Below are 22,628 nucleotides of genomic sequence, written 5' to 3'. Positions count from 1 at the left end.
GGCTGGGCTAGTGCTGGGTGAGGTGGAAGATCTCGCGCCGGATGGTGTCGGCGGTGACCACTTCGGACACGCTTCCCCGGACGGTGGCCCACTGGCCGTGCCGGGTGAGTAGTTCGCGGAGATAGGCGGCGACTGCTGTGGGCTCGCTGGTCGGGATGTGCTCGGCGTCGGTGAGCTGCTGGTCTATGTCGGCGAGTACTTCGGTGAGTGATCGCACGGGTTCGGCTCCTGCCGGGTGGGGCCTGGCACCCGTGCGGGTGTCAGGCCGTTCGGGTGTCAGGCTGCGGCGAGTGCTGGCGCGGTGCGCGGGCGGGCCTGGAGGCTGCGGAGGACGTCTACCGCGTCGAGTCCGTACAGGGTGTCAATGATCGCGTGGCCCGGGTTCGGGCGCTGGGCGGCGATCGCGACTTCACACCGAATTACCGCGAGCGGGACGCGGTCCCGGTCCTGGCATTCCTGGCACCGGTCGTCGCTGCTGTCGGGGGCGTGTGCCTCGCGGGTGGGGCGTTCGAGGTTGCACGCGGAGCATTGATCGGTTGCCCGGCTGGGACGCAACGCCATGCGGTCGTAATCGTGGTCGGTCACGCGGTGGCCGGTGAGGTCGTCGACTCCGTCCCGGCTGTCGTCAAGGTCGCGTGCCCGCTGCCGCTCGTCTTCGTACCGGTCGACGGTGCCCTCGTTCTTGCGCACCACCCCGGCGCTCGGGATCGCGGCCACGATTGCGCGGTAATGCTCGTCGTACTGCTGTTCCAGTTCACCGGTTACGGTTTTTGCCTTGGCGCGTTGCTCGGCACGCTGCCGCTTCCGCTTGGTCGCTTTGACTTCCGGCCGTGCTGGGGCCGAGGTGGCGTGCTGCTCGGGCACGGGACGCTCGGCCGATTCGGCGTCGCGTCGGCAATTCTCGGAACAGTAGTTCATGTCTTCGGGAAGGTGGCCGTCACAGTTGCCGCACCGGTGCGGCTCGTCGGGCGTCTCGGCTTCGATCCGTGCGTGCCGTTTGGCGGCGCGGGCGCGCGCGACTTCCGCGCGCGCTTTGCTGGCGTACACGCACGCCATGAACAGTGTCCGGTTTTGCTCGTCAAGCTTCGGCCACACCCGGTAGCCGGTCTGGATGGCCTCGACTACTGCGGGGTGGTCCGCGCTCGGGTTCGACAGCAGTACGAAGCACGCCATGTACGCCTCACGGTGCGCGCCTTGGGTGGCGGCGTTGAGCCAACGCAATGCGGTAGCGGCGTCTTTGACGCGCGGCGGGGTCGCGCGGAGCATGACGGTAATGTCGTTCGGTTCCGTCGCCGTGATCGCGTGCCGTGATTCTGTCGAGTAGACGCACGCGCTGTACAGCTTGCGCTCTAGGTCGCCGTAGCTGTCCCACTCGGCGTGTGCCGTGCGCACTCCGGCCAAAATGTCTGCGGTGAGCTGGTCGTCCGTCTTGAGCGCTGCGGCGCACGCGGTGAGGATCGCGGGCGGCTGCTCGGAGCTGCTGACGAAGATGCGTTGCAGCTCGGTCAGCGCGGAACGGACGCGCGGGGGCTGAGACTGCAACGCGGTGACGATTTTTTCCACACTCGTACGGTGTGTTTCATGAATGGTGGAAACCATGATGAGTGATCCTTAACTGTGTTTTTTGTGGCGCTCGGGCTTGGCGTCCCAATTGCCTTGCATGATCGATATTAGTAGGTGTTTCCGCAGGTCACAAGGCAAAACGAATTGTCGGGGGTACTCTTTTTCGGTGAAATATTGGAAGGGTTTTCGGTGACTATCTGTATGTCGTTGACGGGGCGTTATCCCGTTCGGGGTGGAATTGTGCTCGCGTGCCTGCTGGCGGATTTACCGCGTTTCGGTAGAGGTGAGAGGGGGCTGAGTGGGTGGTGGGTGGCCCCGGCGCACCTGGGGGCAGGCCTCCGGCCTGCCCCTTAATGCCTGTCCAAGGGAGCAAGGGGACCCGAATACAAGGGTGGGGCCTCAAGATGTTTTTTGACCACGCTTTTCGGTCAAAAAAGATCTTGGGGTGCCCTTGTATTCGGGGCAGCGACCGGCACAATGCCGGGGCCGCCCACCACCCGCGGACGGGACATCCGCGGCGAACCGGACCACTGTCAGTTGCCGACGGCGCGGCCGGATGCCGGCCGGACCAGGAGGTTGGTCGGCTCATCCCGCGCGAGCGGCGACGCTATCCTGGCTTGAGCGCTCCGTAGGCTGACTGTGCCTTTTGGCGGAGCGTCAGCGGGTCCGTCGCGGCCTTGGCGGACCACCGCATGCGGTGGGAGCCCTCCGGGGCTGTCGCGGCGGCCCCGCGCCCGAGGTGACGGGGGCGTCCGCACAGAACTCGCCACGACCGTGCCCGCTCCGCGCCGTCGGCGCTCCGGTGGTCGTGACGGTAGCCTCGGACGTATAACCGCAGCCCTCCCCGGCGGGGAGGTTCGGCATGGCCGAGAACACGGCGAGGCCACGGCGGCGGCGATCCACGGCGGCGCTGGAGCGTCTGGAGTCGGCGCGCCGGCGACGCGCGGAGCAACTGGAACGTGAGCGGGCCAACGAACGCCGGATCGATGAGGCGCTGGGTCCGTTCGCGGAAGCGGCGGCCGCGGTCGAGAGCATCGAACGCAAGCGGAACGGCCGGATCTCCGCTCTGGAAGATCAGTTGGACCGCAAGCTCGCTGAGCTGGACCGGCAGAAAGAGGTCAAGACCGGCGAACACCACCGGCGGTGTGACGAAGTCCGTGCGGACGCGGAGATGGAGATCGCCGAATGGCGTCAGGTGATGAGCGCCTCGGTGCGACAGATCCGCGCGGCCGAGGTGACGCTCAGCGCGACGGCGACGCTGCTGGGCTTGCCCGTCAAAACCGTCACAGCTCTTCTGCGCGATAGCGCCGACGACGAAGCGGAGGCGACGGCTCCGACGAGCACGGCCCCGGAGGCGAGTTCCGGACCAGTCAGTGCGTCCGGCGTAGACGGCGGGACGCCGGCGAACGATAAGGCCCCGGCCAGCGAACTACTGGATCGGGCAGTGCCTGACGTCGGTGACGAGGGCGTCGGCGCTGACGCGCACACCGCGCACCAGGAGATGTCGGACTAGCGATGAGTGCGTGGATGCCGCCGGTGAGGGCCCCCACAGCCAGGGGCGGTGGTCAGCACTTTTCGGTGCGGCCACCACCCCTGACTGTGGGTCAGGCGACTGTGGTGTGCTGGCGCGCGCGGTTCTCGGTGGCGCGGCGGGCGTGCTGTTCGAGGGTGTGCCGCTTGCGCCAGCGGTAGTGGACGGCGATCCCGGCGAGACCGCAACAGAGGATGAGCCCGATCGCCCACCGGCTTGGCTCGGGGCTGCTGGTGAGTTCCTCGATGCGGCCGATGAAGAAGAAGCCGGGCATGGTGATCAACCCGGCGATGACGAAGCGCCGGTAGCGCTGGGTCATTCTCGGGCGGATCGCGTTGCGGGTGCCGTAGGCGACCAGGACCCCGGCGAGCGCGCCGAGGACGAGCGCGCCGGGCAGGGCTGCCAGCAGAGCTGGGTTGCTGAAGATGGCGGCGAGCATGGCGGCGTGGCCGATGGGGACGACGCCGCAGAACGCTCCGGCGCCGGCGGCGAGGGTCAGGCCCGAGAACGTGATCCCGTAGCGTGTGCTCATCATTCGAGCGTAAAGCACCCTGAGCACGCTTGAGGGTGATCTTCCGGCCGGTGCACGCCGAGGTGATCGCGTTGGTCGGCTTGACCGGTCAGGCACGGCCGAGCCTCATGGCGAGCCCTCCCTCTGGGCGGGCGACGGTGCTTCGACCGGATATTCGCCGGGGCGGAGCCACAGTTCATTCCAGCCGTCGACGGGGCCGCGTCCAGCGTGGCGCAGCAGGTACACGGCGAGGTAGCCGAGCGCCCGGCGGTCCGAGGGGAGGGTGAAGTCGGGATCGGGTTCGAGCTGGCGCCACAGCAGTCGTGGAATGTCCGGGATGGAACCGGTGGCCACGAAGGCGTAGGACGCGTCGTTGTCGCCGGAATAGAAGCGGGCGGCGATCGTGCGAACGAACGCGTCACTGGCTCGACCATCGAGGGCGGTCGGGGATTCGATGGCGGTGCGAAGGGCGGCTTGGATCAGGCTGGCGTCGTCCATGTGGGTCTCCGGGGCGGTGAGAACGGAATGACACGAGGCGAGGCCGGTGGGCCAGCCGGGGCGGCTGGCCCACCAGCCTCCGGGTGGGTTGGTGTCCGGCCGGTGGGGAAGTCCCGGCCGGACACTGACCCGGCTTAGAAGGGCGCGTCGCTTCCGGCGCCCGCGCCGGCGCCGACGAGTTCCTGCTCCGGTGCCGGACCCCACGCGTCATCGACGGCCGCAGTCGCGGGAGCGGAAGCCGTGCTGGCGAGCTGGGCGCTCGGCGTCCTCGTCACCTTGTTGACCTTCGCGGTCGCGTAGCGCAGGGACGGACCGATCTCGTCGACGTCGAGTTCCACGACGGTTCGCTTCTCACCGTCGCGGGTCTCGAAGGAACGCTGCTTCAACCTGCCCTGCACCACGACGCGCGCGCCGCGGGTGAGGGATTCTGCGACGTTTTCGGCCGCCTGCTGCCAGATGGTGCAGCGCAGGAACAGTGCCTGTCCGTCTTCCCATTCACCGGTCGCACTGTTGCGGGTGCGCGGGGTGGAGGCGACGGTGAAGTTCGCGACCGCCTTTCCAGAGGGAGTGAAGCGCAGCTCCGGGTCGGAGGTGAGGTTTCCAGTGACGGTGATGACGGGTTCGCCAGCCATGGTGTTCTCCTGGTTGTCGGGTGAGTGGAACGCGGCGTAGCCCTAGCGCGCCCGGTCCGGGGGCGTTCCCGGACCGGCTCGTCCGGCTGGCGTGGACCGGCCTGGTCGCGGCTTACGGCGGCGGACGGCGGGCGACGGGGCCGGTTCACCCGGGCGGATCGAGGCGGAACTCCGGGAACGAAGCCTCCGGTCTGGGGGTGCTTGACTTTGTGCGGTCCACACACCCACGGCCAGGGGAAGGCCAAACCAACGATGTGCGGGCTGGGCGGGACGCCTATCGGGCGTCCCAGCCCAGTTAGTGCCGAGTCGCCGCGTGATCGTGACGGTGGGCGCGTAGTTCAGTGTCGAACACGCAAGAAGGCAATCCAGTGTTCGACCTCGTAACGGACATACGGCTCATGGAGCGGACGGGAACCGGCGTCGAGGTGGTGGCGCTGGGCGAGGACGAGGTTGGTGCCGACGTTGACGGAATCGGCGAACCGGAGAGGCAGTTTCGCCCATGCCATACAGCGCTCGTACTCATGTCCGATCGGGCCCGGAGACTGCTCGATGCGGGGATGGAGTCTCCTAGCCTGCGCGAAGAGTTCCTCGGCAGCGACGCAATGCGCGGCTGCGCTTAGAGGTTGTGACGGGCCACGGGCGTCGAGTACGGACGGCCCCTAAGGTTCAAGGCGTGGACTCATGACGTCTCCCTGTTTAAGAGGTGGCGAAGGCAGATTTGGTTGACAGCGGCGGAAGTCCCAGCCGTGACGGTGCGGTAGCTGCCGGTATCCGTGAAGGAAAATCCGGAACCTAGGAGTTCGGCTGGGCGTCGTCCGCGGCGGGCAACTTCGAGGAGGCGTTTTCGGGGATTCCGGCGGTTTTAAGGATTTCGTCGACCGACGTCACCAGCGTGGCCTCGCCTTCGCGGATCAGCGCGTGACAGCCAGCGGACGTCACTGAAGACACCGGTCCCGGCATAGCCATCACGACCTTGCCCAGGGCGCCGGCTGTGCTCGCGGTGTTCCGCGCGCTACTGCGCCTTCCCGCCTCGACCACGACAGTCGCGCACGTGAGGGCAGCGAGGATCCTGTTCCGGACGAGAAACCGATGCCTCGCGGGCAAGGTGCCCGGCGAATACTCGCTGATGAGTGCACCGGTGCGTGCGATGCTGTGCAGCAGTGTCGCGTGCTGGGCCGGATACGCCACGTCGATCCCGCATGGCAGCACCGCGACCGTCGGCCCGTCCGCGCTCAACGCGCCCCGGTGGGCCGCGCCGTCGATGCCGTACGCCGCTCCCGAGAACACCGTGATCCCGCGGCTCGCGAGGTGATAGCCCAATTCGGCCGCGTTGTGCTCGCCGTACTCGGTCGCCGCGCGGGCACCGACGATCGCGATCGCCCTGTGCACCGCCTCGTCGAGCCTGGCGGGACCGCGTACCCACAGCGCCAGCGGAGGCACCATTCCGGAGATGCTTTTGTGCTGGGCGGCGGCGAGCGATCGCAATGGCCAGGCTGGCCATTCGTCGTCCTCGGGCGTGACGAGCCTGGCTCCGGCGGCGGCGGCACGCTCCAGATCTCGTTCGGCGTAGTCGACCTCCCGTCGTGCGCTGGTCGCCTCCTGGACCGTCGGAGGGCAGTCGGCGCGTTTGATCCGCTCCGCGGCTTCGATGGGACCGTGTTCACCGACGAAGTCGATCAATGCTGGGACTGGAGGCTCGGCCACGCCTAGCAGGTACGCCCGCGCGATCGTTTCTGGCTGGTAGTCAGTCATCGAAGCCCTTCTTGCGTGTAGTCGTCGCTGTAGATCTCGGAGGCTGTGGTGCGGGAACGTCGGTGCGGGTTCTTCCCGGAGACCGCCGCGCCGAGCCCATTGGAAGGGGGTGTGTGCCTCCAGCCGGCGCCGCTTTCGAACACTGAGGAGGACTGGGAGACAGGTCGACGTCCGTGGCATCTCGCGCGTGACCGACGCGGAACCCGCCGCCGTGGGTTGTCCAACAGACCGCCTGCGAGGATGCGGCCGTTCCGAGAAGATCCATCGATCCGGCGGCGTACTTCGTCGTGTTTACCGGGTTACGGTGCGTCCGGCTCGAGTCGATCGAATGTGTCGTCGGAGTCGCCCGAGCTAACAGGACGTGCGACTGATTCCGGACTTTCTGGCCGCTTCGGGGTGATGAGGTGGGCGCGCGCTTCGGCGGAGCCCTCACTTACCGCCACCCTGAGCCCGCCGTGTGGCACCTGTGTCGCCAGGGCGTGACGGAGAAGGCCGAGCAGTGGAAGGGGAACGGTACCCGCGTCGACGGCGATGGAGGCGCGGGCGCCTGCGCCCAGCAAGTAGGCGTGAAGAGCGATTACCGCGGCGAGGTGGCTCGCGCAGGGTTCGGGGGCGAATCGCCAGAGATGCGTCGTCAACGTCTCGACCCCATGCAAGAGATCCGTCGAGTCAACGCTGAATGCGGCACTGCGGAAGGGTTCAATACTGAAGGTGGCGATCAGGTCGGCGAGTTCGGTGTCTCCCGTAGGAAGCACGCCGTAAGAGGCTGCAGCGATCGCGGTATCTGCGCGGGCGAGTCGATCGCGTGCGGCGTCCGACTGATCCCGGTCGGCGCGGGATTGCGCCAGAGCGGAGATGATGTGCGGTTCCAGTCGGGCTCGGTCGGTCTCCGCGGCCGGTGAGAAGGCGCCGACAAGGGCGTCACGTGACCGCGCGGTGACGATGCCCTCGGCGACGGTGGCGGCGGCGATCGGAGTGGAAAACGGATCGGGAAGGTGGCCTGATCGTTCCATGTCCACATAGGAGCGCCACAACGCGCCTTCGCTGAAGTCGGGGACATGGCTCACCTCGTCGACGCGGAAGCCGAGCTGCCGGATCTCGTGCGCGAGAGCGAGCACATAGGTCCGATAGGGAAGTCCAGGCCCTGGCAGGGCGGGACATACCACAAGACCGATGACTTCGCGCACCGGACGGTCCATGACAGGGCGAGTCAGCAGCCGTGCGAGGGCGGAAGGATCTTGGTCAAACTGCTGGAGCGAGACCCTGGCAGCCATTTCAGTGCGGTTGGGTCGGGCTGGATCGCTGCCTACGATGATGAGCACAAAGGACTCTTCGGGAACATACTGGAGCAGGTGTGGGACGGCCGCGAATACGTCGCTGGAGGTGGTGACTTTGACGGAGCGGGGCATGCCATAGTCCTTTCGGGACGGGGCGTCACGCTGGAGACCCAGCGTCTGAGGTCGTCGGGGAGATGGGGCGCTCCCGGCCTGTGGCGCCAATGCGGCGCGTTGGCTCAGGGGCCGCCAGTGATGTCGCCGCCTCTGCCGCTGCGGCAGAGGCGGCGACGGCGTCTGCTGTAATCCCTGGTGCAGTGTTCGGCCTAGTTGGGCCATCGTGTTCGCATTGCTGGGCGGATGCGCAGTGGTGGCCTGAGCAGGTAGGACGCTGCGGGGTTGCCAAAAAGGGTGACCACGTCGTAGCCGGTCAGCCAGACAGCGAACCACTTCTCGGCCGCGGATCCGCGTCGGGCACCGGAATCATTGGCGGAGACCATGTTCGCGTCCAGGGTGCGCGGTGTGGATCGGTAATGGTCGCGGCGGCCGGCGACCATCGGGCACGCGACGGTGGTGTAGGCCGCGCATACCGGATGTAGTGCCGGTTCGGTGCTGGCGCGCCGAGACAGATCAGATTCTCTGAGAAGCAGCACCAGAGGTCGTGTGAGGGCACGGCCGCATACCCCGCACAGTCGGTATCGAAGCGCCCGGTGATTCAGTTCTGCGCTGACAGTACCGAAGAGATAGCGCCCACTGGCGGACTGTGGAGTGTTCCAGGGGACCACGAGACCAGCGTGGATGGGCCGGTGAGCGAGAGCGGCGGGAATCGCTGGCGGACTGGAAATGTCGCGGTTGGCCTGTGGCATGACGGCCCTTTCCCGTTTTCTGGGCGTACCGAGCACGTCCGGAAGACGTGGATGTCTGGTGTAACTGCGTCAGGTGGTGAGGTGCTGGTCCGGGAGCGGGCAGGGGCACGAGCGGATGTCTGATCCGCAGCCATCGCAGGGAGCGGTCAGAAACAAGCGGTAGCAGCCGCGTCCGCACTCGCTCTCCTCGCCGCCGCACATGGGGCAGAACCCGCACGAGAGACAAAGACCGGTCTCGGGATCGATGCAGTCGTTGGCGCAGCAGAACATGCAGCCGTCGTCGATCCCCCACCAGGCAGCATGGCCCGGGCGGAGATCGGAATAGTGATACTCAAAGTCGTAATTGGAGTACCAGGAATTGCCGTGCCAGATCCCGGCCTGTTCGTTGAAGATGTAGCCGGAGTAGTGGTAGCGCGGGTCCACCGTGAGAATGACGATCTTGTTTGATCGCCCAAGCCATCGTTCGATGAGTTTGCGCGTGGCGGGGCGGTCAAACGAAGAGAACGGGTCGCTGGGAAAGAATTCATCCGCCGCGATGCGGGTGTCCGATCGGTCGTCGCCCTTCCCGGGCTGAGCCTCCACTGGCAGGATTCCGTTGTGAGCCAAAACGGTACGCGCGTCGGCGCCGACGGGGAACGGATGGTTGTTGGCCTCGCCGATCGATCCGTGTGTGGCAAGTCGGCTGTGGAAGAGCGCGGGGCCGTCGGGGTGGAGGCGCCGAAGTGCGGCGAACTCCTCGATGACTACGGAATCCTGCATGCCTCTGCCAGTGATGATGCGGTCGTTCGCCACGATGGCATAGCCGTGACCGTTGTCATTGTGGCTGGCGCCATTGCCGAGTGCCTCGACGTCCGGCTGTATTGCCTCGGGGAGGTAGGTCAGCATGCACATGCGAGGCCTTCCAGATCGTGGGTCAACGGCGAGTACTGCTGGTGGGTGAGAAGCCATTGAGTGAAGCTGTCCCAGGTCCATGCGCCACGCCGCGTGATGTCAGCGACGGTCAGATCGCGTGTGTAGCTGACAGAGGCGTCTGCGAACGCGAGAGCGGCTTTGACTTGGCCGGGATCGAGGCTGGAGGCGAAGACGCGCAGTTCGAGTGTCGCTTCCGGCTGTGTGTTGATCGCAAGGCTGCGCCGTGCAACGCGCTCACCCTTGCAAGTCTCTTTGACCATGGACCGTTCGAGACTGTCGAATTCGGCGTAGTCTGAGTCTCGCCTGGCGAGTACTTGGACGGCGGAAGCGTTGCGGTAGATGAATTTCATCCATCGGTACACATGACAGGGGCCTGCGAATGCGTCGCGGCTGATGTGAACGTGCATGCCGACGCCGTCTCCGGTGCACCCCTTGCCCTGAAGGACGGGGAGGAGTTCCCACGGAAATGACTCGAGCGCCCACTGGTAGGACATCGGGTGCGTCACCAGTTCGAAGCCGTGGGAGATGGAGCCATCCTCTTTGAGGTAGCCGAGTCCGTCGAGGGCAGCGATCGCGTCGGCGGCGCGGTCGCTGATGTCGCCGAGAGGAACGTTGATCTCCAGTTCCATGCCGAGGTAGCGGGGACCGATGCCATGGAAGACCGGTTCGGGCTTGTAGCTGTATTCGTGTAGCTCGTCGTACCCGGCTCGGGCGACGTGCGCGTCGCAGTAGGAGCCGTAAGAGATGAGCGTGTCGCAGTCGATGCATTCGTAATACCCGTGATCGCGAGCGCAGTTATAGCAAAGCGGGCGAGTTGGGCTATCGTCGGTAAGTGCTGTGCTGTATTCATCGAACAGATCGCATTCTTCGCACAGGTGGAAGAAGTCCACACATCGGAAGCACAATGTCCGTTCGAGCGTCGCGTGCGACGGGGTCTGGTCTGTGTGGGTGGCGCGGCAGTGGTCACAGATGAACGCGAGTTCTCGTAAGGTCGAATGGACACTGCACGTTTCGCCTTCGTTGATGAGTGTCGAGCAGTCATCGCAGTGGTAGAATCCAAGGGATTCGATGCACGTAGCGCATAGTTCGCCACTGGTGTCGGTCGAGCAAATCGACGTGGCCGGCAAGTCGCAGCGATCGCATGTATCCATGGCGTCTACGCAGGAGTCGCATGCGCGTTTACCGCTCGCGGTACGCCGTAACCCAATGGCGGGCAAATTGCAGATGTCGCATGTGTCCATGGCGTGGGAGCAGGACTCGCATACCCATTTGCCGCTGGCGGCTCGCCATTGCTCATGGGTGCCGACGGTGCAGCGATCGCAGGCAATGGTGAGGAACGTAAGTGGCATAGGGGTAACTCCGTTCTAAATAAGGAATGCCCCCGCGGCGAACCCGCGAGGGCATTCGGAAGCGTGGAGATCGGAAAATTTGCGTGTGCGTAGTGGTGCGCGCGATGGAGTGCGGCAGAGCTGGTCGGTGCCAGCTAGCCCTTGAACGTCAGGATGTTCACGCCCGTACGGCTTGGCTTGCGCCAGTCGATGGTCGGGCCAACTTCGTACTCCGTCAGGCGATCTCCCACACCCAGCCTCTCCACCCGATGGCGTACCGACCGTCCGCACCGGGTTCGACATGGTCGGGGCGGTACCCCTCTAGGGCAGCGGCATTGCTCTCGACGACAATGAGGGTGTCGCCTTCCCAATACGTACGGCTATACGCGTCATCGAGCGTCAAATGGGCGTAGTTCAGCCATGCACTGACGATCTTCGCGATCTCCGGCCGGAAGTACGGCACTGCGGCCTGGTTCCAGGGTTCGTCGTCCAGAATTGCGGGGAAAGCGACCGGGGAATTGGCGAGCGTGACGAGGACCTCTCCTGGGGCGGGACGCAGATGCGACGGCTTGTGGAGTTTTCGGTGGATTGATTTGATCACTGCTGCGGTCGTGGTCGGGACCGACAGCTGCAGGAACCAGGTCGTGTCGCCGTGGAGTTCGTAGAGGCCGTCGTCTGGCCAGAGCTTGAGCGTGCGCTCCCACCGAGGTCCCCTTGTACGAAGGGTAAGGAATTGGCGGTTCGAGCCGTCGTTGCCCCAAAGATACAGCTGCAGCTGCATTCCTAGTGCGGGGTTGTCGAGCATCCAGCGCTGCATGGCTAGCAGGGTTTCGGCGCGCAGTCGCGCACGTGCGCCGAAGCGTGAGGACCTCAGCGGGGTGTCGTCGATGCGGGCGGGGAAACCGGGGAGGTCATCGGGATTGATACCTTCGGTGACGAATTCGACGTAGTGTTCGCCGGGAAGTGCGTGCAGCATCGTGTTCTCCAGGAGGTCGCGGTCGAACGATTGAATGGCCTGAACGTGGTGAGCGGTTGTGCTGGACCGGTTCGTGCCGGGAGCCGTGTCAGGTGTCGAGCCCGGCGTTGAGGGCTTCGTGAGCGAGATGGGCGATCGTCCTCGGCAGAGGGCGCGTGATGCTCACGCGCGAGACGGGAATCAGCCCGTTGACAGCGACGGACCATCGACCGCCGGACCTGGCACTCTGTGCGGACTCACTGCGATAGATGACGATCGTGTCGTTCCCGTGCGGCGGTCGCGCACGTGCGGTGATTCTGAGTCCGATGTAGTCCCGGCTTCGTGGGCGGGTGAGTTCGTGGTAGCGCAACGAAATCGGCGCTGCTCGGAGTTCGTGGCACAGCTCGCTGAGGATTCCTCGGGCGATTGACCATGCGGCGGGGTCAGCGACGCTCCACTCACGCGGGATGTTGCTGTCGACAGAAGCCGGCAGGTTGTAAGGCGGGCAGGAGTCAAGGTGCGCCCGCCCGCTGCCTTCGTGTTCGCTCATGGTCAGGCTGTCCTCGTTTCGAGGACTTCGGCGAGTGCGTTGGTCAGCAGTGACCGGGCTTCGTCGCGAAGCATCGTCTGTGTGGCCGGACGGTATTGGTCGAGGCCGCCGTAGAGCGGGCCGCACGCGGCGAGCACTGCGGCCTCGGTGCACTGTCCGTTCACGGTGAGGTCGGGGTAGGCGGCGTCGACGACGCGGAAGGCGTCAGTAAGCCCGTGAATGCGCACGGAACGATGGACTTGGGCGACCAGTGCGGCCTTGAAGGTAGTGGTGAGCTGAAGGTTCTCGGTGGCTCCAGCGGGGAAGTGGCTGATCGGGACCGCGTTCAGTTCAGTGATGAACAGGCGGTAGGCCCGTTCGAACGCGTCGTCGTCGGCCGCGCCGGCGAGTGTCGCAGTGGTCACGATGGTCCTCCGGGGTCGTTGTGGGTGAACGCGGCCCGGCAGCACACGTGCCCTTGGGCGCCCGTCGGGTTCTCAGCCGTTACGTTCGCGGGGTGCGGGGCGCCCGAGGGCACGTGTGCTTTGATGCGGCGATGTCACCCGCACGGCGTCGGAGGGACAGCCGGTCCCCAGAATTGTTCTTCTCAACCCGGCTGCGGAGTGCCGGCGGTGCTAGCGCTGTTCTCCGTTGTTGTCGCTGGCCTTGGGTAGCGGGAGACCGCATAGCTCACAGGCAGCGCCTGGTACACCGCTGTGGGAGCTGATTCCCTGGTTGAAAGGCTCGACGGGGCATCCTCTTTCGAGCGCCTCGGTGAGGGCCGCTGCCCGGTCGGAGGGAAGGCAGGCTTCGCAGTGACCGTAGGTGTCGGCGATGTCGCCGTGGGTCCGGATGGAACATGCCCGGCAGGAGAGACCGGCTTGTTTGAGAGCGAGTTCGAAGTCGATTCCGTGGCCGTCTTGCTGACGTTGTTCGACGTGCAAGGGAAATTGCTGGATCTCGAGGGTGTTGGTGAAGCGGCGCCATTCCGCTTCGGTGAGCTCGCCGACGCTGAGGTGCCTGGCAAGCCACCAGTGCTCTTCAGTCCACATGAACAGGGGGAGTCCATAGCGGTCAGCGATGTCTTTGATTGCTTTCGCGGCATCAAGGTGACCGAGTGTCCCGGCGGCGTTGAGGCGGAGATCGGTGAGCGCGGCCGGGAGGTCGGGGTTGGCGATGTCGAGGGCGGCGATCAGTGTCTGCTGGCGAACAAGTTTGTCCTCCTCGTCGAGGGCTTCGCGCAGTTCTCGGAGAATCCAGTAGTCGTCGTCGTCGGAGTCGTCGTCCTGGCTCTTCCGGTTCGCCCAGTCACGGATGTTACTGATGGGGGTAGTTCCGCAGCGGTCGGCGAGAACGGCCTGCGTGGCGACGGCATGGGCGTTGTCCAGGACGGCGGCGAGGGTGAGAAGTGCACGGCCCCACCGTGCGGCCAAGGCCGGCGTCAGCTCCCAGGTGTCGATTTCGGTGTCGAGACTGGCGTCGAAGGGCGCGTGGTAGCTCAGGTTCAGGTATGCGCTCAGTGACCACGTGGAGGTGGTGGCATTGTGGCTGGTGGGATCAAGCAGGTCGACTGACAAGGTGGCAGGCAGGGGTAGTTCGGTGTAGTGCTGGCGGGCGTAGCCGAGGAGTTGTGCGGCGGTATCGCGGGCGGTGTGGCTGTCGTAGGAGACTGGTAGCCGGATGTCCGCGGCTTGTACCAGTTCGACATACGGGTGCTGGTTGGGTTGTGGCAGTTCTTCCCGCTGAAGAAAGAGCCCGTTGGGGGCGAGGACATAGCGGGCGGAAGCGAGGGGCTTGGGCTGGATTTCGACGCTGCGTCGGTCGTGTGTGGACATGTCGTTCCTTTGTGGATAGATTCGTTGGCTCGCGCGGGATCTGGTGACTGAGTTGCCTCGGTGGCGTCGTGCGGCGTTGCCGCACGACGCCACTGGGCGTGTCAGAGGCTGGCGGCCGAGGTCAGTCCGGTGCGGAGTCAGCGGTGCGCGGTGTGGAGGCGGTCGCTGAGTACGCGGCGGGTGCGGCGGCCTTTGGCGATGCCATCGCGGATGGTGGTGGTGAGTTCGTTCCAGCTGAAGTCGGCGACGCCGAGGTGGTGTCGGGCCGCTTCGGTGAGGTGGTGCGTGATCGCGGGCTCCGTGATCCAGCCGTTGGCGAGGAGTTCACCGAGCGCGGCCGCTGCCGCGTAGAGGGTGATGTGGCGCTGTCCCTCCTTGGCGGTCGCGACGTTGCGCGACTCGGCGGCGACGGCGGCGTTGACGTAGGCGACCACTCGCCTGCTGGTTGTCGGGAGCACCGGTGCGGATAGCGGCCGCGCCGGTGGCGGCGGTGGTGTGAGCGCCGCGACGAGCCAGTCGGGTAGTTCGGCGATGGGCCGATCGCGGACGATGACGTAGGGGACCCCGGTGCTGCCGACGGAGCCGGGAGCAGTGACCGCCGCCCCGGGGCCGCGGGTGTCGGTACGCCAGCCGAGCCCACGTCCGCGGTCACCGATCGTGCTCCTGAGCGTGGTGCCAGGCGGGCGGCGGAAGTACCAGTGCTCGCCGCCGCGCGGAGTGGCGATGACGAGGGTGTTGCTGGGAACGCGTTCGCGGGCGCGTGCGGCGAGCAGGGCGATGACGTCGGAACCGTGCGCGACGCCGAGGTTCGCCCAGGGGGCGGGGACTGGCCCGTGCGCCGCGTCGAGATCGAGCACCAGCAGGCCGGAGGGGCCGCAGGCGATCCCGACGTTGCTGTCGGGAAAGCGGCCCCACCAACGGTTGACCGTTTCGGGGTCCAGCGTCGCGCGCTGTTCCCACCGTCTGATGGCTGGCCGTTTGCTCCGAGGTGCTTGAGGAAAGACTCGCCAGCCGCGTCGGATGGCGTCGAGCGCGGAGGCGTGAAGGGTCAGGGTGGGAGGAACGATGGCAAATTCTGGGCATGGTGTGGATACCGCGGTCACGGGTAGATGTCCTCTGGCGCGGGGTCGATGACCATGGCTGTGGCGTTGTCGGTTCCGCCGAAGTACCTGGCGGCGACGGTCAGCTTGTGCGCGCAGGCACGTGAATCGGTGAAGGTCCGGGCCGCGCGGGTGATGGAACGCAGCGGGACCGGTTTGTGGACGCCGTCGCTGGTGAGGATGAGTCGCTGGCGCGGCGAGCTGGTGGTGACGTGGCCAATGGTCGTGGCGGTGGCGGTGCTGACCGAGCTGGTGACGATGTGATCGGATCGGCGCGCGACGGCCTCGAGTTCGTCAGGCCGCCCTTGGTAGGAGGCGGCCAGGGCGGTGCGCAGTTTCTGACCGCGAGTGTGGTCGACGGTCAGCTGTACGCATTGGTCGGTTTCGGCGCGGTACTCGTAGGCGCGGCAGTCGCCGACCCAGGCCACGTCCCAGCCAGCTCCGTCCGTACTTGGCAGGGGCGAGGCGACAACCATGACGGTGTCCTCGTCGGGCAGGCCGGGGAGAGCGTCTGCGGCGGAGAGAAGGCCGGCGACGGCGCCGTGGCGGGCTGCGACTCGTGCGGCGGTCGCGGCTGCCCAGGCCGCGGCGTCGGCGGCTAGCGGGTGATCTCCGATGCCATCGGCTACCACCCAGGCGTGGTCTTCGCTGTTGAGCGAGACATGCACTGCGGTCGCATCGGCTTGGTGGCGGCGGCTGCTGATGCGGGATGCGCAGCCGGGGTAGAAGACGTCGGTGTAGGCGGTGCGGCGATGTCGGCGGGCCAGGACTCGGGCGTCATGCAGTGATTCGGCGCAGTCGGTCCAGCCGCAGCGGCAGACCGCGTGTGCCCAGCGGGGACCTGTGGGTAGCTCGGTGTGTGGCCAGATCGGATGATGGTGAGCGGAGAACGCGGACGTCGGATGGGCCTGCGTCGGTGACGTTGTTCGAGGGATGTGCATCACGGACTCCGTTTCACGGATTGGCGGAATTCGCACAGCGGGCCAAAGTTGAGCCACGCCGAAGCGGGGTGTGGACGCGACCTACGTCCACACCCCGCAGAAACGGCGCCGTTAAGCGACAGCCTCGTTGTTGGCGGCTTCCGAGTTCTCCGTGGACGAGTCCGCAGCGGACTCTGTGATGCTGCGGGAGAGCTCGATGGCCGACGGGTCGAAGACCTCGTCGTCGGAGTCGTCATCGTCGGCGCCGTGGTCGTCGTCGTCACCACCGGCGGCGCCGGCGGGCTCGGACTTCTCGCCATCGTGGCTATCGTCGACGGCTTCGGACGTGGGGTCGGGACCGATCTTCTCCGCGATGACGTCTTCCACACGCTGGGGCACCAGGACCCTCGATTCGATCGAGGAGGGTTCGTAACCCCAGCCCACAAGCGCGGTCAGGTATTCCTGGTTCTCCGGGTACGGTGTGCGCCACGCGTCGCGATGGAGTTCTTCTTCCATCGCGCACAGGGTGAGGAACACGTCGAAGCGAGTTGCTTTCGCAGTGCTCGCGGTGTTGATCCGCTCGGCCAGCGACCTTTGACCGGTCTCCGAGGTCTTCAGCAGCTTGTTCGCCAGCCTGTGGTTGCGCTCCATCGTGCGGCGCAGAGCACGGCCGCCTTTGAGCTTCTGCGTCGCGAGGAACACCTGGGCTCCCTTGGGAACCGCGGACTTCGCGACGAACGCCGCAAGCCACTCATGACGCTTCTCGCTTGAGCCGTCCCATTCCTGGTTACTGTCTCGGACCCAGTTGTGCTTGATCGAGTTGGCGCGACGCTGCCACTCGGCTGCGGCATGGGCCTTTCGGGCCGCGTCGAAGGAGTCGTCGGTGGTGGCGTCATCATCGTCGTCGGCCGGGACCTCGATGAAGTCGACGTGACCGGCAGGGGCATCGGACAAAGCGTGGCCGTGTTCGCGGAAGTCCATGCAGCCGTACTGCGCGGCCATGACGGTGTGTCCGTCCTGGTAATCCTCAGACAGCCAGGCGGCGTGTCCCGGGCAGCTGCTGTGCTGGTCGATGGTGATCGCGGTGCCGGGCTCACTGTCGGGGGTGAGGCGGAGACGATCGAGCGACCGCGCCGGCCCGGTGTCGGCGTCGATCGTGTCGTCGAGGATCGTGACGCCCGCGTCGGTCAGGTCCCGGGTGAGCTGTTCGGTCAGTGCTTGCACGCGCTCGGCTTCGGCGTGCTTGCGGCGCTGGACATCGGCGAAGACCCGGAAGTTGTTCGGTTCGGCGATGGCGAGCCGGATGAGTTCCTTCGCGGTGTCGAGGTCACCGCGGCCCTCGAACTCCGCGACGACGGCGGCCTGGTCGAGCGTCAGGTCGTAGCGGTCGGTCGCGGCGCGTGCCAGGTCGCTGGCACCGGCCTGGAGGACTTTCTCCACGTACTCCTTGCCGCCTTTGCCGCGGCCGAGCTTCCGGGCGATGCCGGTGGGCTTGAGGTCGAACGCTGCCAGCTGCTGGAAGGCGCTGTACCGGTCGCCGAGGGTCAGTCCCTCACGGAGGTCGTTCTCGTTGAGCTGACCGACGATCCGCTCGATGGTGGCCTTGCGTTCGTCTTCGGACGGGGGCGCCTGCATCCAGACTGGTACGTCGCACTGCGCTTTGCGGGCGTTGAGCACGCGACGCTGGCCCATCGTGATCGTCACCGCGCCGTCGTCGGCGCGATAGCCCTTCACGGCCATGTCGACGCCCCGCTGCTTCATGTCCTGGACGGTCGTGGGATCGGTCTCGGCGTTCTCCGTCCGGACGTTGACACCGATGACGACCTCGGCCGGATCGCACCAGACGATGGTGTCGTACTCGGCCTCCCACTCCGCACGCCGGACGCGCAGCTCCGCCTCTGTGGGCGCTTTGGCGGAGGCGGACTCGTCGACGTCGACGGGCTCGGAGGTGAGGGAATCGTCGGAGGCGCCGAGGGACTCGATGATCTGGATGTTGTCGTCGCGCTGGGCCGGGATTTCCACAGTGCTGGTCACTGGGACTCCTTCACAGAAATCGGCCGGTGACCGCTCGCAGCGGCCACCGGTCTCCGCCCGCGTGGATCTGACCCGATTCATGCCGTTGAGGATCGGGACGCGGGTGTCCCGGTCGGGACGCACTCGATCCAGCGGCGCCGCCTGCCGCGGGAGGAAGCCCGCCTTCCTGCGAAAAGCGCCGGTTACTCGCTGAGCACGGGCTTCCTCCCGTGCCAGGCGCCGCTAGAGTGCGGCGTTCCGACCGGGAACCGGCGTGCCGGACACATCGGCCTAGCCCGCTTGCTTTCCGTTCTTGTTCGTCGCCACCGTGGTTCGACCCGGTATCGACTTGTATGCGTGGGAGTTGCCGGGTTGGTGCACTGTGCGTCGAGGCGACCGGCAGGGTGCTGCCCGGGCAGCACGCCGCTCACAGACGGGTGAGGAGGGCCGGTCAGCTCCCTGTTGTTATTCGACGACATCGCGAACGGCCAGGCTCGCGGGTGTGCATGGTCGGCTCTAAGGTCGTCTGGATCTTCTGGCACCAATCCGCCGCAAAACGGAGGCAGTTGGACTCCGTGCGATGGCACGGGCCGCATCCGGGGACGTAGCGGCCGCGCACTCCAAGCCATCGACCTCTCACGTATTGCGAACTGTTGTATCAGCCGGAGTTCCGAATAGCTGGCTGAGTGGTCTACGAGCATGCTGGCGGCTTGCGCTGGCCGCAGTGCCACGTGCGACTTCTAGCGTCGCTGGCCATCAGACGCTTTCGTCCTAGTCCGGTAGTGCGGGGTCGTCACCCAATCGTGGCGGGTGCGGTGTTGGCACACTACGTAGAAGGCCGGGATGTGCGAGCGGACAGAGGAAGCGCGATGCGATCGCTGAATGAAGCCATTAACAACGGAGCAAAGGCATGGGCCACTGAGTTCGCCGAGGCGAACGGCCTCGCCGACATCGACATGTGCTGGGGCGTCCTTCCGGGAAGGTGGTGTGGGGCTCGCCACGAGACGAGAGTTCGCCGTCTGCTGCTTCAGCGGCGGTCGCCCGATGGGCGGTGGCGCTTAATCTGATCCACACACCTCCGAATTCGTACGTGTACGTCGGGAAGGTCATCTACGAGGGCATCGTTGACGGCTGGAACATACGCGTCTCGGCGATGGTCGACCAGGTCGCGAACAACCGGGCCCGCATTGAGTACCAAACCTCACAGAGCTGAGTGAGACCGTGGCCCGAGGCTACCCGATGGGAGGTGCGGCGGCGTGGTCACTAGCGGCCTGCGCGGCCTGTGTGGCGAGAAGATCGGCGAGGGCTAGTGCGATGTCGGGGCGAGTGTCGATGCTCCACCGGACGACGTGTTCGCCTTGGCGCCACAACGGCTGAATGACTTGAGCTGTAGCGAACAGCGGCTGTCCGAACTTTCCAATCGCGGCGGACTTCGCGTTCGGCTTGACGTCTGCGCCTAGCTTGATCGCGACCGATTCGAGGACACTGTGCAGATCGGTGGCGTCGCGGCGGCGACGGTCGGCGAGGTTGCGCGCGTCGCCGAAGAACTGGATAACCTTTGGCAAGAGCCGCCGTCGCAGGTCCTTTCCGACGTCCTGTGGCGGCCGTGTCGGGGAAACGGTGACGAGGGGGCGGACCGCACCTTTGGGCCGGTGTGCGCTGAGGTCGCTGGAAAGCCAGGTCTCGAACACAAGCCTTTCCCCGCCGGTGCGTCGTTCGAGGGCGATGGCGACGAAGCCGCCTTCAGGGGCCGGATAGCGTGGCGACCTCACCGGTACTGTGCGGAGGCAAGATCTGCCAAGGCGGTCCCAGTACTTCGGCGACATCGCGCAGGTACTCGCTGAGTTCTGTGGCGGTGCTCTCTTCTCGATTGCTCATGGATCATCCTTCAATCGCTGAGGCCGCGATGCGGCTGCTTCGGGAGGGCGTTGGCTGATGTGCGGAGATCAAGAGGCCAGGGCGTCGTGATCGTCCTCTGCGACGTGCTCGGGTGACGGCCGGGTTTGCACTTTCCTTGCGACTGCAGCGTTGGCGAGCGGACGTTGACGTGCCAGGCCTGTAGCTCCGGGCGGCTAGTTAAGATCGGTTGTTGACGTGCTCGGCGCGTGAGGAATATCCCCGCTCCGGGACAGTGCGAAGACCGTAGCGGCAAGGCTGAAGGCCAGCTCTTTGGTCGTGTGAAGCGTCCACTCCACCTGGGAGTTGGACTGGACGCGTAGCCGGCCGCCGATCGGTAGTGAGTGGCGCCCTCCTCCGAAATCCATCGAGTCTTGATCGTGCTCGAAGTGGTCGACGTTGGGCAGGATGCCGAGCAACGTCTTGATCGTGTGCGACTTTTCGGCCTCGCGGAGCTCGTGGTGCACTTTCGCTTCGGCGGCCAAGACCATGCCTTCGCGGTAGGCGGGAAGCAGGCGCCGGGTGATGTCGGCCGCAATCCGTGCGGCGGCTTTGTCTGGGCTGACGGTGATGAGGTGACGAGGTTCGTTGTGTCGCTTGAACTGGGAGGCGAGGGATCCGTAGACCTCGAGTCGATTTCGTGTTGCTGTTGTGGTTCCCGGTCGGATTTGTATCTTCTCTCCGTCGGGTCCGTACAGGTAGGCGTCGGTTCCGTTGCCGAACACACCCTGTCCTGTTTTCCAGTCTCCTTCGAGGTGCTGCGCGATCTCGCGAGCAAGGGCGATCATGTTGTTCATCGTTTCTCCTGCCGTGTCGAGGATTCGGGTCAGGACGTGAGGAAGGTGGCGACGAGACTCGCGACTCCGTCCTCGTCGCGTGTCACGGTCAGCAGGGGTGTCGTGCTCTTGCGGAGCGTGCACAGATACTGGCCGTTGTCCGGGACGATGTCGAGATCGACGAGGCCTCCGGCGGTGAGGTTCTGTCGGGTCCAGGTGCCGCGCTTGCGGGTGAACCCGTTGGCGCGCAGGACAAGGTCGAGCATGGCGGGAACTCCAAACGGGGGTCTGAGTCGTCTCTGCGGCAACGGCAGGCGGGGCCGACGCGAGTTAGGTGTTGGTGGACGCTGTGGCGTTAGTGGCACGTGCGCGGCGCTCGGCGCGCGCCGCGTCGACGCTGGCCTGCCAGTGGCTCCACCGGCGGCCAGCCTGCCTGGCTTTGAAATGAGCGATGTTGTTGGCCGGGATTCCGACCGGCGCAGGACCGACGACGGCGAGTAGGTCCGAGCGGGACTGCGAATGCCAGCCCGCGTCCTCGATGGCTGCCTCGTCGGCGAACACATCGGCGACACGGTCGACGGCAGGATCCAATGTGTGGTCCTGGGTGCCGCCGTACGAATACACCCACCAGAAGTTTCTGGGTGGACGGGGCTCGACGAGTTCCCGGAACATCGCTACCTCTTTGGTGTATGCGTAGAAGCGAGTTCGGGGGCGGGCCTCCATCACTTCAAGCCAGGCTGTGAGATAAGAGCGGGAGAAGAAGTCTCCGCTGTCGTGGATCCTCACCCAAGCATCGTTGAACTTGTTGTGGGACAGCTCTTTCTGCATCGCCGCGGTCCATCCGGGAAGATCGTCCAGAACTAGCGCGAGGTTCTTCTGGTGGCGTGCTCTGACGTTCGGGAAAAGGTAGGTTCCGTTGCGGGCGTAGCATGCCTGTGCGCATACGCCGGCTGATGGGCAGGTGTTGTAGTTCCGCCCGTCGGGTAGCTTTCCCGCGAAGGCGGGGAGTGACCAGTTCCAGATTCCGAGCTTCTTCAGTTCGCTGTTCTGCCGCAACAACGTCATCATGACCTCCATCCTCATGCGACTCGATGCATGGGGAGGCCACACCAAGATCTTTCAATTCCACCGTACACCGGTCTCGCGGGGCAGTGGATGCTGTGCGGTCTGCCGGAGCTTATTCCTAGTCCGAGAAAGCTGAGTCGTGCGCGATGCTGGCGATCTGGTCACCTGCGAGGCCGAATACCGCAGCGGTGGTGTCCTCGCCCAGTTCTTGGGTCAAGCGGGTCACACTGAGGCGCACAAGGTCCAGGGCGCGCTCGTGGTCAGTGCGAAGATGGACGACCACGGTCGGCTTCTCGGGACCCGGTACTTTGAGAGCGCGTGCGAGCCAGGCGGGAGCGCGGAGTCCCTGGGCGGCGGTCGCCTCGTCGACATCGACGTCGATGCCGAACTCAGCGAACCAGAAGTTGAGTGTTTCCATGACGTCCCCGCCGCTCCAGCCAGTCCCCTTGTCGAGCCGCTTGAGGCGTCCGAACAAGTCCAGGACGGCGGCAGAAACAGCGAGTTCGCCGATATCGGACGACACAGAGTCCGGCCTCGCGGCGGGCGCCGGGCTGCGCTTCGCCCGGCTGGCATGGATGTTGGTGAGTTCGTCGTAGATCGGGGTGCCGAGGTCTCCTCGCGGAGCGGTTGTGTCATCTTCGTTGTTCGTCATCGATTGACTCCAATCCGGGC

23 protein-coding genes are annotated in these 22,628 nt (G+C 65.7%); 1 reads left to right on the top strand and 22 read right to left on the bottom strand.

All coding sequences use genetic code 11. The features are described from left to right. Positions 1-7: 7 nt before the first annotated feature. Positions 8-217 (bottom strand): hypothetical protein, encoded by a 210-nt coding sequence (locus tag ACLJO0_RS41740; protein WP_410585443.1) that lies wholly within the window; start codon positions 215-217, stop codon positions 8-10. Between the two features lie 59 nt (positions 218-276). Next, the gene (locus ACLJO0_RS41735) at positions 277-1,599 is read right to left on the bottom strand and encodes a hypothetical protein (protein ID WP_410585442.1); all 1,323 of its coding nucleotides are present in this window, start codon (positions 1,597-1,599) and stop codon (positions 277-279) included. 826 nt (positions 1,600-2,425) lie between these two features. Between ACLJO0_RS41735 and ACLJO0_RS41730 the strand changes: the two genes are divergently transcribed. Next, positions 2,426-3,076 carry a hypothetical protein gene (locus ACLJO0_RS41730; protein ID WP_410585441.1) on the top strand — a complete coding sequence of 217 codons (651 nt, stop codon included), beginning with the start codon at positions 2,426-2,428 and terminating at the stop codon, positions 3,074-3,076. A 91-nt stretch (positions 3,077-3,167) separates the two neighbouring features. On the opposite strand, the gene ACLJO0_RS41725 is transcribed toward ACLJO0_RS41730, so the two are convergent. The 20 genes from ACLJO0_RS41725 to ACLJO0_RS41630 form a co-directional block, all read right to left on the bottom strand. Continuing rightward, positions 3,168-3,626, bottom strand: a complete 459-nt coding sequence (locus tag ACLJO0_RS41725; RefSeq protein WP_410585440.1) for a hypothetical protein — start codon at positions 3,624-3,626, stop codon at positions 3,168-3,170. A gap of 105 nt (positions 3,627-3,731) precedes the next feature. Then, a complete protein-coding gene (locus ACLJO0_RS41720; protein WP_410585439.1) occupies positions 3,732-4,103 on the bottom strand; it encodes a hypothetical protein in 372 nt (123 codons plus the stop codon). A 134-nt stretch (positions 4,104-4,237) separates the two neighbouring features. After that, on the bottom strand, positions 4,238-4,735 hold the full coding sequence (locus ACLJO0_RS41715) for a single-stranded DNA-binding protein (RefSeq protein WP_410585438.1): 498 nt from the start codon (positions 4,733-4,735) through the stop codon (positions 4,238-4,240). 792 nt (positions 4,736-5,527) lie between these two features. Continuing rightward, entirely contained in the window at positions 5,528-6,487 is a 960-nt protein-coding gene (gene dprA, locus ACLJO0_RS41710; protein WP_410585437.1) for a DNA-processing protein DprA, read from the bottom strand. 299 nt (positions 6,488-6,786) lie between these two features. Continuing rightward, positions 6,787-7,896 (bottom strand): DUF4192 domain-containing protein, encoded by a 1,110-nt coding sequence (locus tag ACLJO0_RS41705; RefSeq protein WP_410585436.1) that lies wholly within the window; start codon positions 7,894-7,896, stop codon positions 6,787-6,789. An 800-nt stretch (positions 7,897-8,696) separates the two neighbouring features. Beyond that, positions 8,697-9,512 carry a hypothetical protein gene (locus ACLJO0_RS41700; RefSeq protein WP_410585435.1) on the bottom strand — a complete coding sequence of 272 codons (816 nt, stop codon included), beginning with the start codon at positions 9,510-9,512 and terminating at the stop codon, positions 8,697-8,699. Continuing rightward, entirely contained in the window at positions 9,506-10,429 is a 924-nt protein-coding gene (locus ACLJO0_RS41695; RefSeq protein WP_410585434.1) for a hypothetical protein, read from the bottom strand. The genes ACLJO0_RS41700 and ACLJO0_RS41695 overlap by 7 nt, the downstream gene beginning before the upstream one ends. 673 nt (positions 10,430-11,102) lie before the next feature. Then, complete coding sequence (locus ACLJO0_RS41690) at positions 11,103-11,843, bottom strand: hypothetical protein (RefSeq protein WP_410585433.1); 741 nt, start codon at positions 11,841-11,843, stop codon at positions 11,103-11,105. A gap of 88 nt (positions 11,844-11,931) precedes the next feature. Beyond that, positions 11,932-12,372 carry a hypothetical protein gene (locus tag ACLJO0_RS41685; RefSeq protein WP_410585432.1) on the bottom strand — a complete coding sequence of 147 codons (441 nt, stop codon included), beginning with the start codon at positions 12,370-12,372 and terminating at the stop codon, positions 11,932-11,934. 2 nt (positions 12,373-12,374) lie between these two features. Next, positions 12,375-12,776: a hypothetical protein gene (locus ACLJO0_RS41680; protein ID WP_410585431.1), complete on the bottom strand. Its 402-nt coding sequence runs from the start codon at positions 12,774-12,776 to the stop codon at positions 12,375-12,377. A gap of 210 nt (positions 12,777-12,986) precedes the next feature. Further along, entirely contained in the window at positions 12,987-14,186 is a 1,200-nt protein-coding gene (locus tag ACLJO0_RS41675; protein ID WP_410585430.1) for a hypothetical protein, read from the bottom strand. 137 nt (positions 14,187-14,323) lie between these two features. Next, positions 14,324-15,289: a bifunctional DNA primase/polymerase gene (locus tag ACLJO0_RS41670; RefSeq protein ID WP_410585429.1), complete on the bottom strand. Its 966-nt coding sequence runs from the start codon at positions 15,287-15,289 to the stop codon at positions 14,324-14,326. Then, positions 15,286-16,227 (bottom strand): PP2C family protein-serine/threonine phosphatase, encoded by a 942-nt coding sequence (locus ACLJO0_RS41665; protein WP_410585428.1) that lies wholly within the window; start codon positions 16,225-16,227, stop codon positions 15,286-15,288. The genes ACLJO0_RS41670 and ACLJO0_RS41665 overlap by 4 nt, the downstream gene beginning before the upstream one ends. 111 nt (positions 16,228-16,338) lie before the next feature. Then, positions 16,339-18,240 (bottom strand): hypothetical protein, encoded by a 1,902-nt coding sequence (locus ACLJO0_RS41660; protein WP_410585427.1) that lies wholly within the window; start codon positions 18,238-18,240, stop codon positions 16,339-16,341. A 1,211-nt stretch (positions 18,241-19,451) separates the two neighbouring features. Continuing rightward, the gene (locus tag ACLJO0_RS41655) at positions 19,452-19,910 is read right to left on the bottom strand and encodes a hypothetical protein (protein WP_410585426.1); all 459 of its coding nucleotides are present in this window, start codon (positions 19,908-19,910) and stop codon (positions 19,452-19,454) included. 52 nt (positions 19,911-19,962) lie between these two features. Next, a complete protein-coding gene (locus ACLJO0_RS41650; RefSeq protein WP_410585425.1) occupies positions 19,963-20,097 on the bottom strand; it encodes a hypothetical protein in 135 nt (44 codons plus the stop codon). Between the two features lie 194 nt (positions 20,098-20,291). Continuing rightward, positions 20,292-20,912, bottom strand: a complete 621-nt coding sequence (locus ACLJO0_RS41645) for a hypothetical protein (RefSeq protein ID WP_410585424.1) — start codon at positions 20,910-20,912, stop codon at positions 20,292-20,294. Positions 20,913-20,941: 29 nt separating this feature from the next. Beyond that, positions 20,942-21,157, bottom strand: coding sequence for a hypothetical protein (locus tag ACLJO0_RS41640; RefSeq protein ID WP_410585423.1), 216 nt, complete (start codon positions 21,155-21,157; stop codon positions 20,942-20,944). A 64-nt stretch (positions 21,158-21,221) separates the two neighbouring features. Next, positions 21,222-21,956, bottom strand: coding sequence for a GP88 family protein (locus tag ACLJO0_RS41635; RefSeq protein WP_410585501.1), 735 nt, complete (start codon positions 21,954-21,956; stop codon positions 21,222-21,224). Positions 21,957-22,074: 118 nt separating this feature from the next. After that, the gene (locus ACLJO0_RS41630) at positions 22,075-22,608 is read right to left on the bottom strand and encodes a hypothetical protein (protein ID WP_410585422.1); all 534 of its coding nucleotides are present in this window, start codon (positions 22,606-22,608) and stop codon (positions 22,075-22,077) included. Between the last annotated feature and the right edge of the window lie 20 nt (positions 22,609-22,628).

It is taken from the genome of Amycolatopsis sp. lyj-108 (genome assembly GCF_046549005.1).
GTDB lineage: Bacteria > Actinomycetota > Actinomycetes > Mycobacteriales > Pseudonocardiaceae > Amycolatopsis.
This window is presented reverse-complemented; position numbering and strand designations above follow the sequence as displayed.

Coding starts and splice junctions, on each gene's coding strand:
- ACLJO0_RS41735 (WP_410585442.1), bottom strand. CDS start 1,599: ATGGTTTCCACCATTCATGAAACACACCGTACGAGTGTGGAAAAAATC.
- ACLJO0_RS41730 (WP_410585441.1), top strand. CDS start 2,426: ATGGCCGAGAACACGGCGAGGCCACGGCGGCGGCGATCCACGGCGGCG.
- ACLJO0_RS41725 (WP_410585440.1), bottom strand. CDS start 3,626: ATGAGCACACGCTACGGGATCACGTTCTCGGGCCTGACCCTCGCCGCC.
- ACLJO0_RS41720 (WP_410585439.1), bottom strand. CDS start 4,103: ATGGACGACGCCAGCCTGATCCAAGCCGCCCTTCGCACCGCCATCGAA.
- ACLJO0_RS41715 (WP_410585438.1), bottom strand. CDS start 4,735: ATGGCTGGCGAACCCGTCATCACCGTCACTGGAAACCTCACCTCCGAC.
- dprA (WP_410585437.1), bottom strand. CDS start 6,487: ATGACTGACTACCAGCCAGAAACGATCGCGCGGGCGTACCTGCTAGGC.
- ACLJO0_RS41705 (WP_410585436.1), bottom strand. CDS start 7,896: ATGCCCCGCTCCGTCAAAGTCACCACCTCCAGCGACGTATTCGCGGCC.
- ACLJO0_RS41700 (WP_410585435.1), bottom strand. CDS start 9,512: ATGCTGACCTACCTCCCCGAGGCAATACAGCCGGACGTCGAGGCACTC.
- ACLJO0_RS41690 (WP_410585433.1), bottom strand. CDS start 11,843: ATGCTGCACGCACTTCCCGGCGAACACTACGTCGAATTCGTCACCGAA.
- ACLJO0_RS41685 (WP_410585432.1), bottom strand. CDS start 12,372: ATGAGCGAACACGAAGGCAGCGGGCGGGCGCACCTTGACTCCTGCCCG.
- ACLJO0_RS41675 (WP_410585430.1), bottom strand. CDS start 14,186: ATGTCCACACACGACCGACGCAGCGTCGAAATCCAGCCCAAGCCCCTC.
- ACLJO0_RS41665 (WP_410585428.1), bottom strand. CDS start 16,227: ATGCACATCCCTCGAACAACGTCACCGACGCAGGCCCATCCGACGTCC.
- ACLJO0_RS41650 (WP_410585425.1), bottom strand. CDS start 20,097: ATGAGCAATCGAGAAGAGAGCACCGCCACAGAACTCAGCGAGTACCTG.
- ACLJO0_RS41645 (WP_410585424.1), bottom strand. CDS start 20,912: ATGAACAACATGATCGCCCTTGCTCGCGAGATCGCGCAGCACCTCGAA.
- ACLJO0_RS41640 (WP_410585423.1), bottom strand. CDS start 21,157: ATGCTCGACCTTGTCCTGCGCGCCAACGGGTTCACCCGCAAGCGCGGC.
- ACLJO0_RS41635 (WP_410585501.1), bottom strand. CDS start 21,956: ATGACGTTGTTGCGGCAGAACAGCGAACTGAAGAAGCTCGGAATCTGG.
- ACLJO0_RS41630 (WP_410585422.1), bottom strand. CDS start 22,608: ATGACGAACAACGAAGATGACACAACCGCTCCGCGAGGAGACCTCGGC.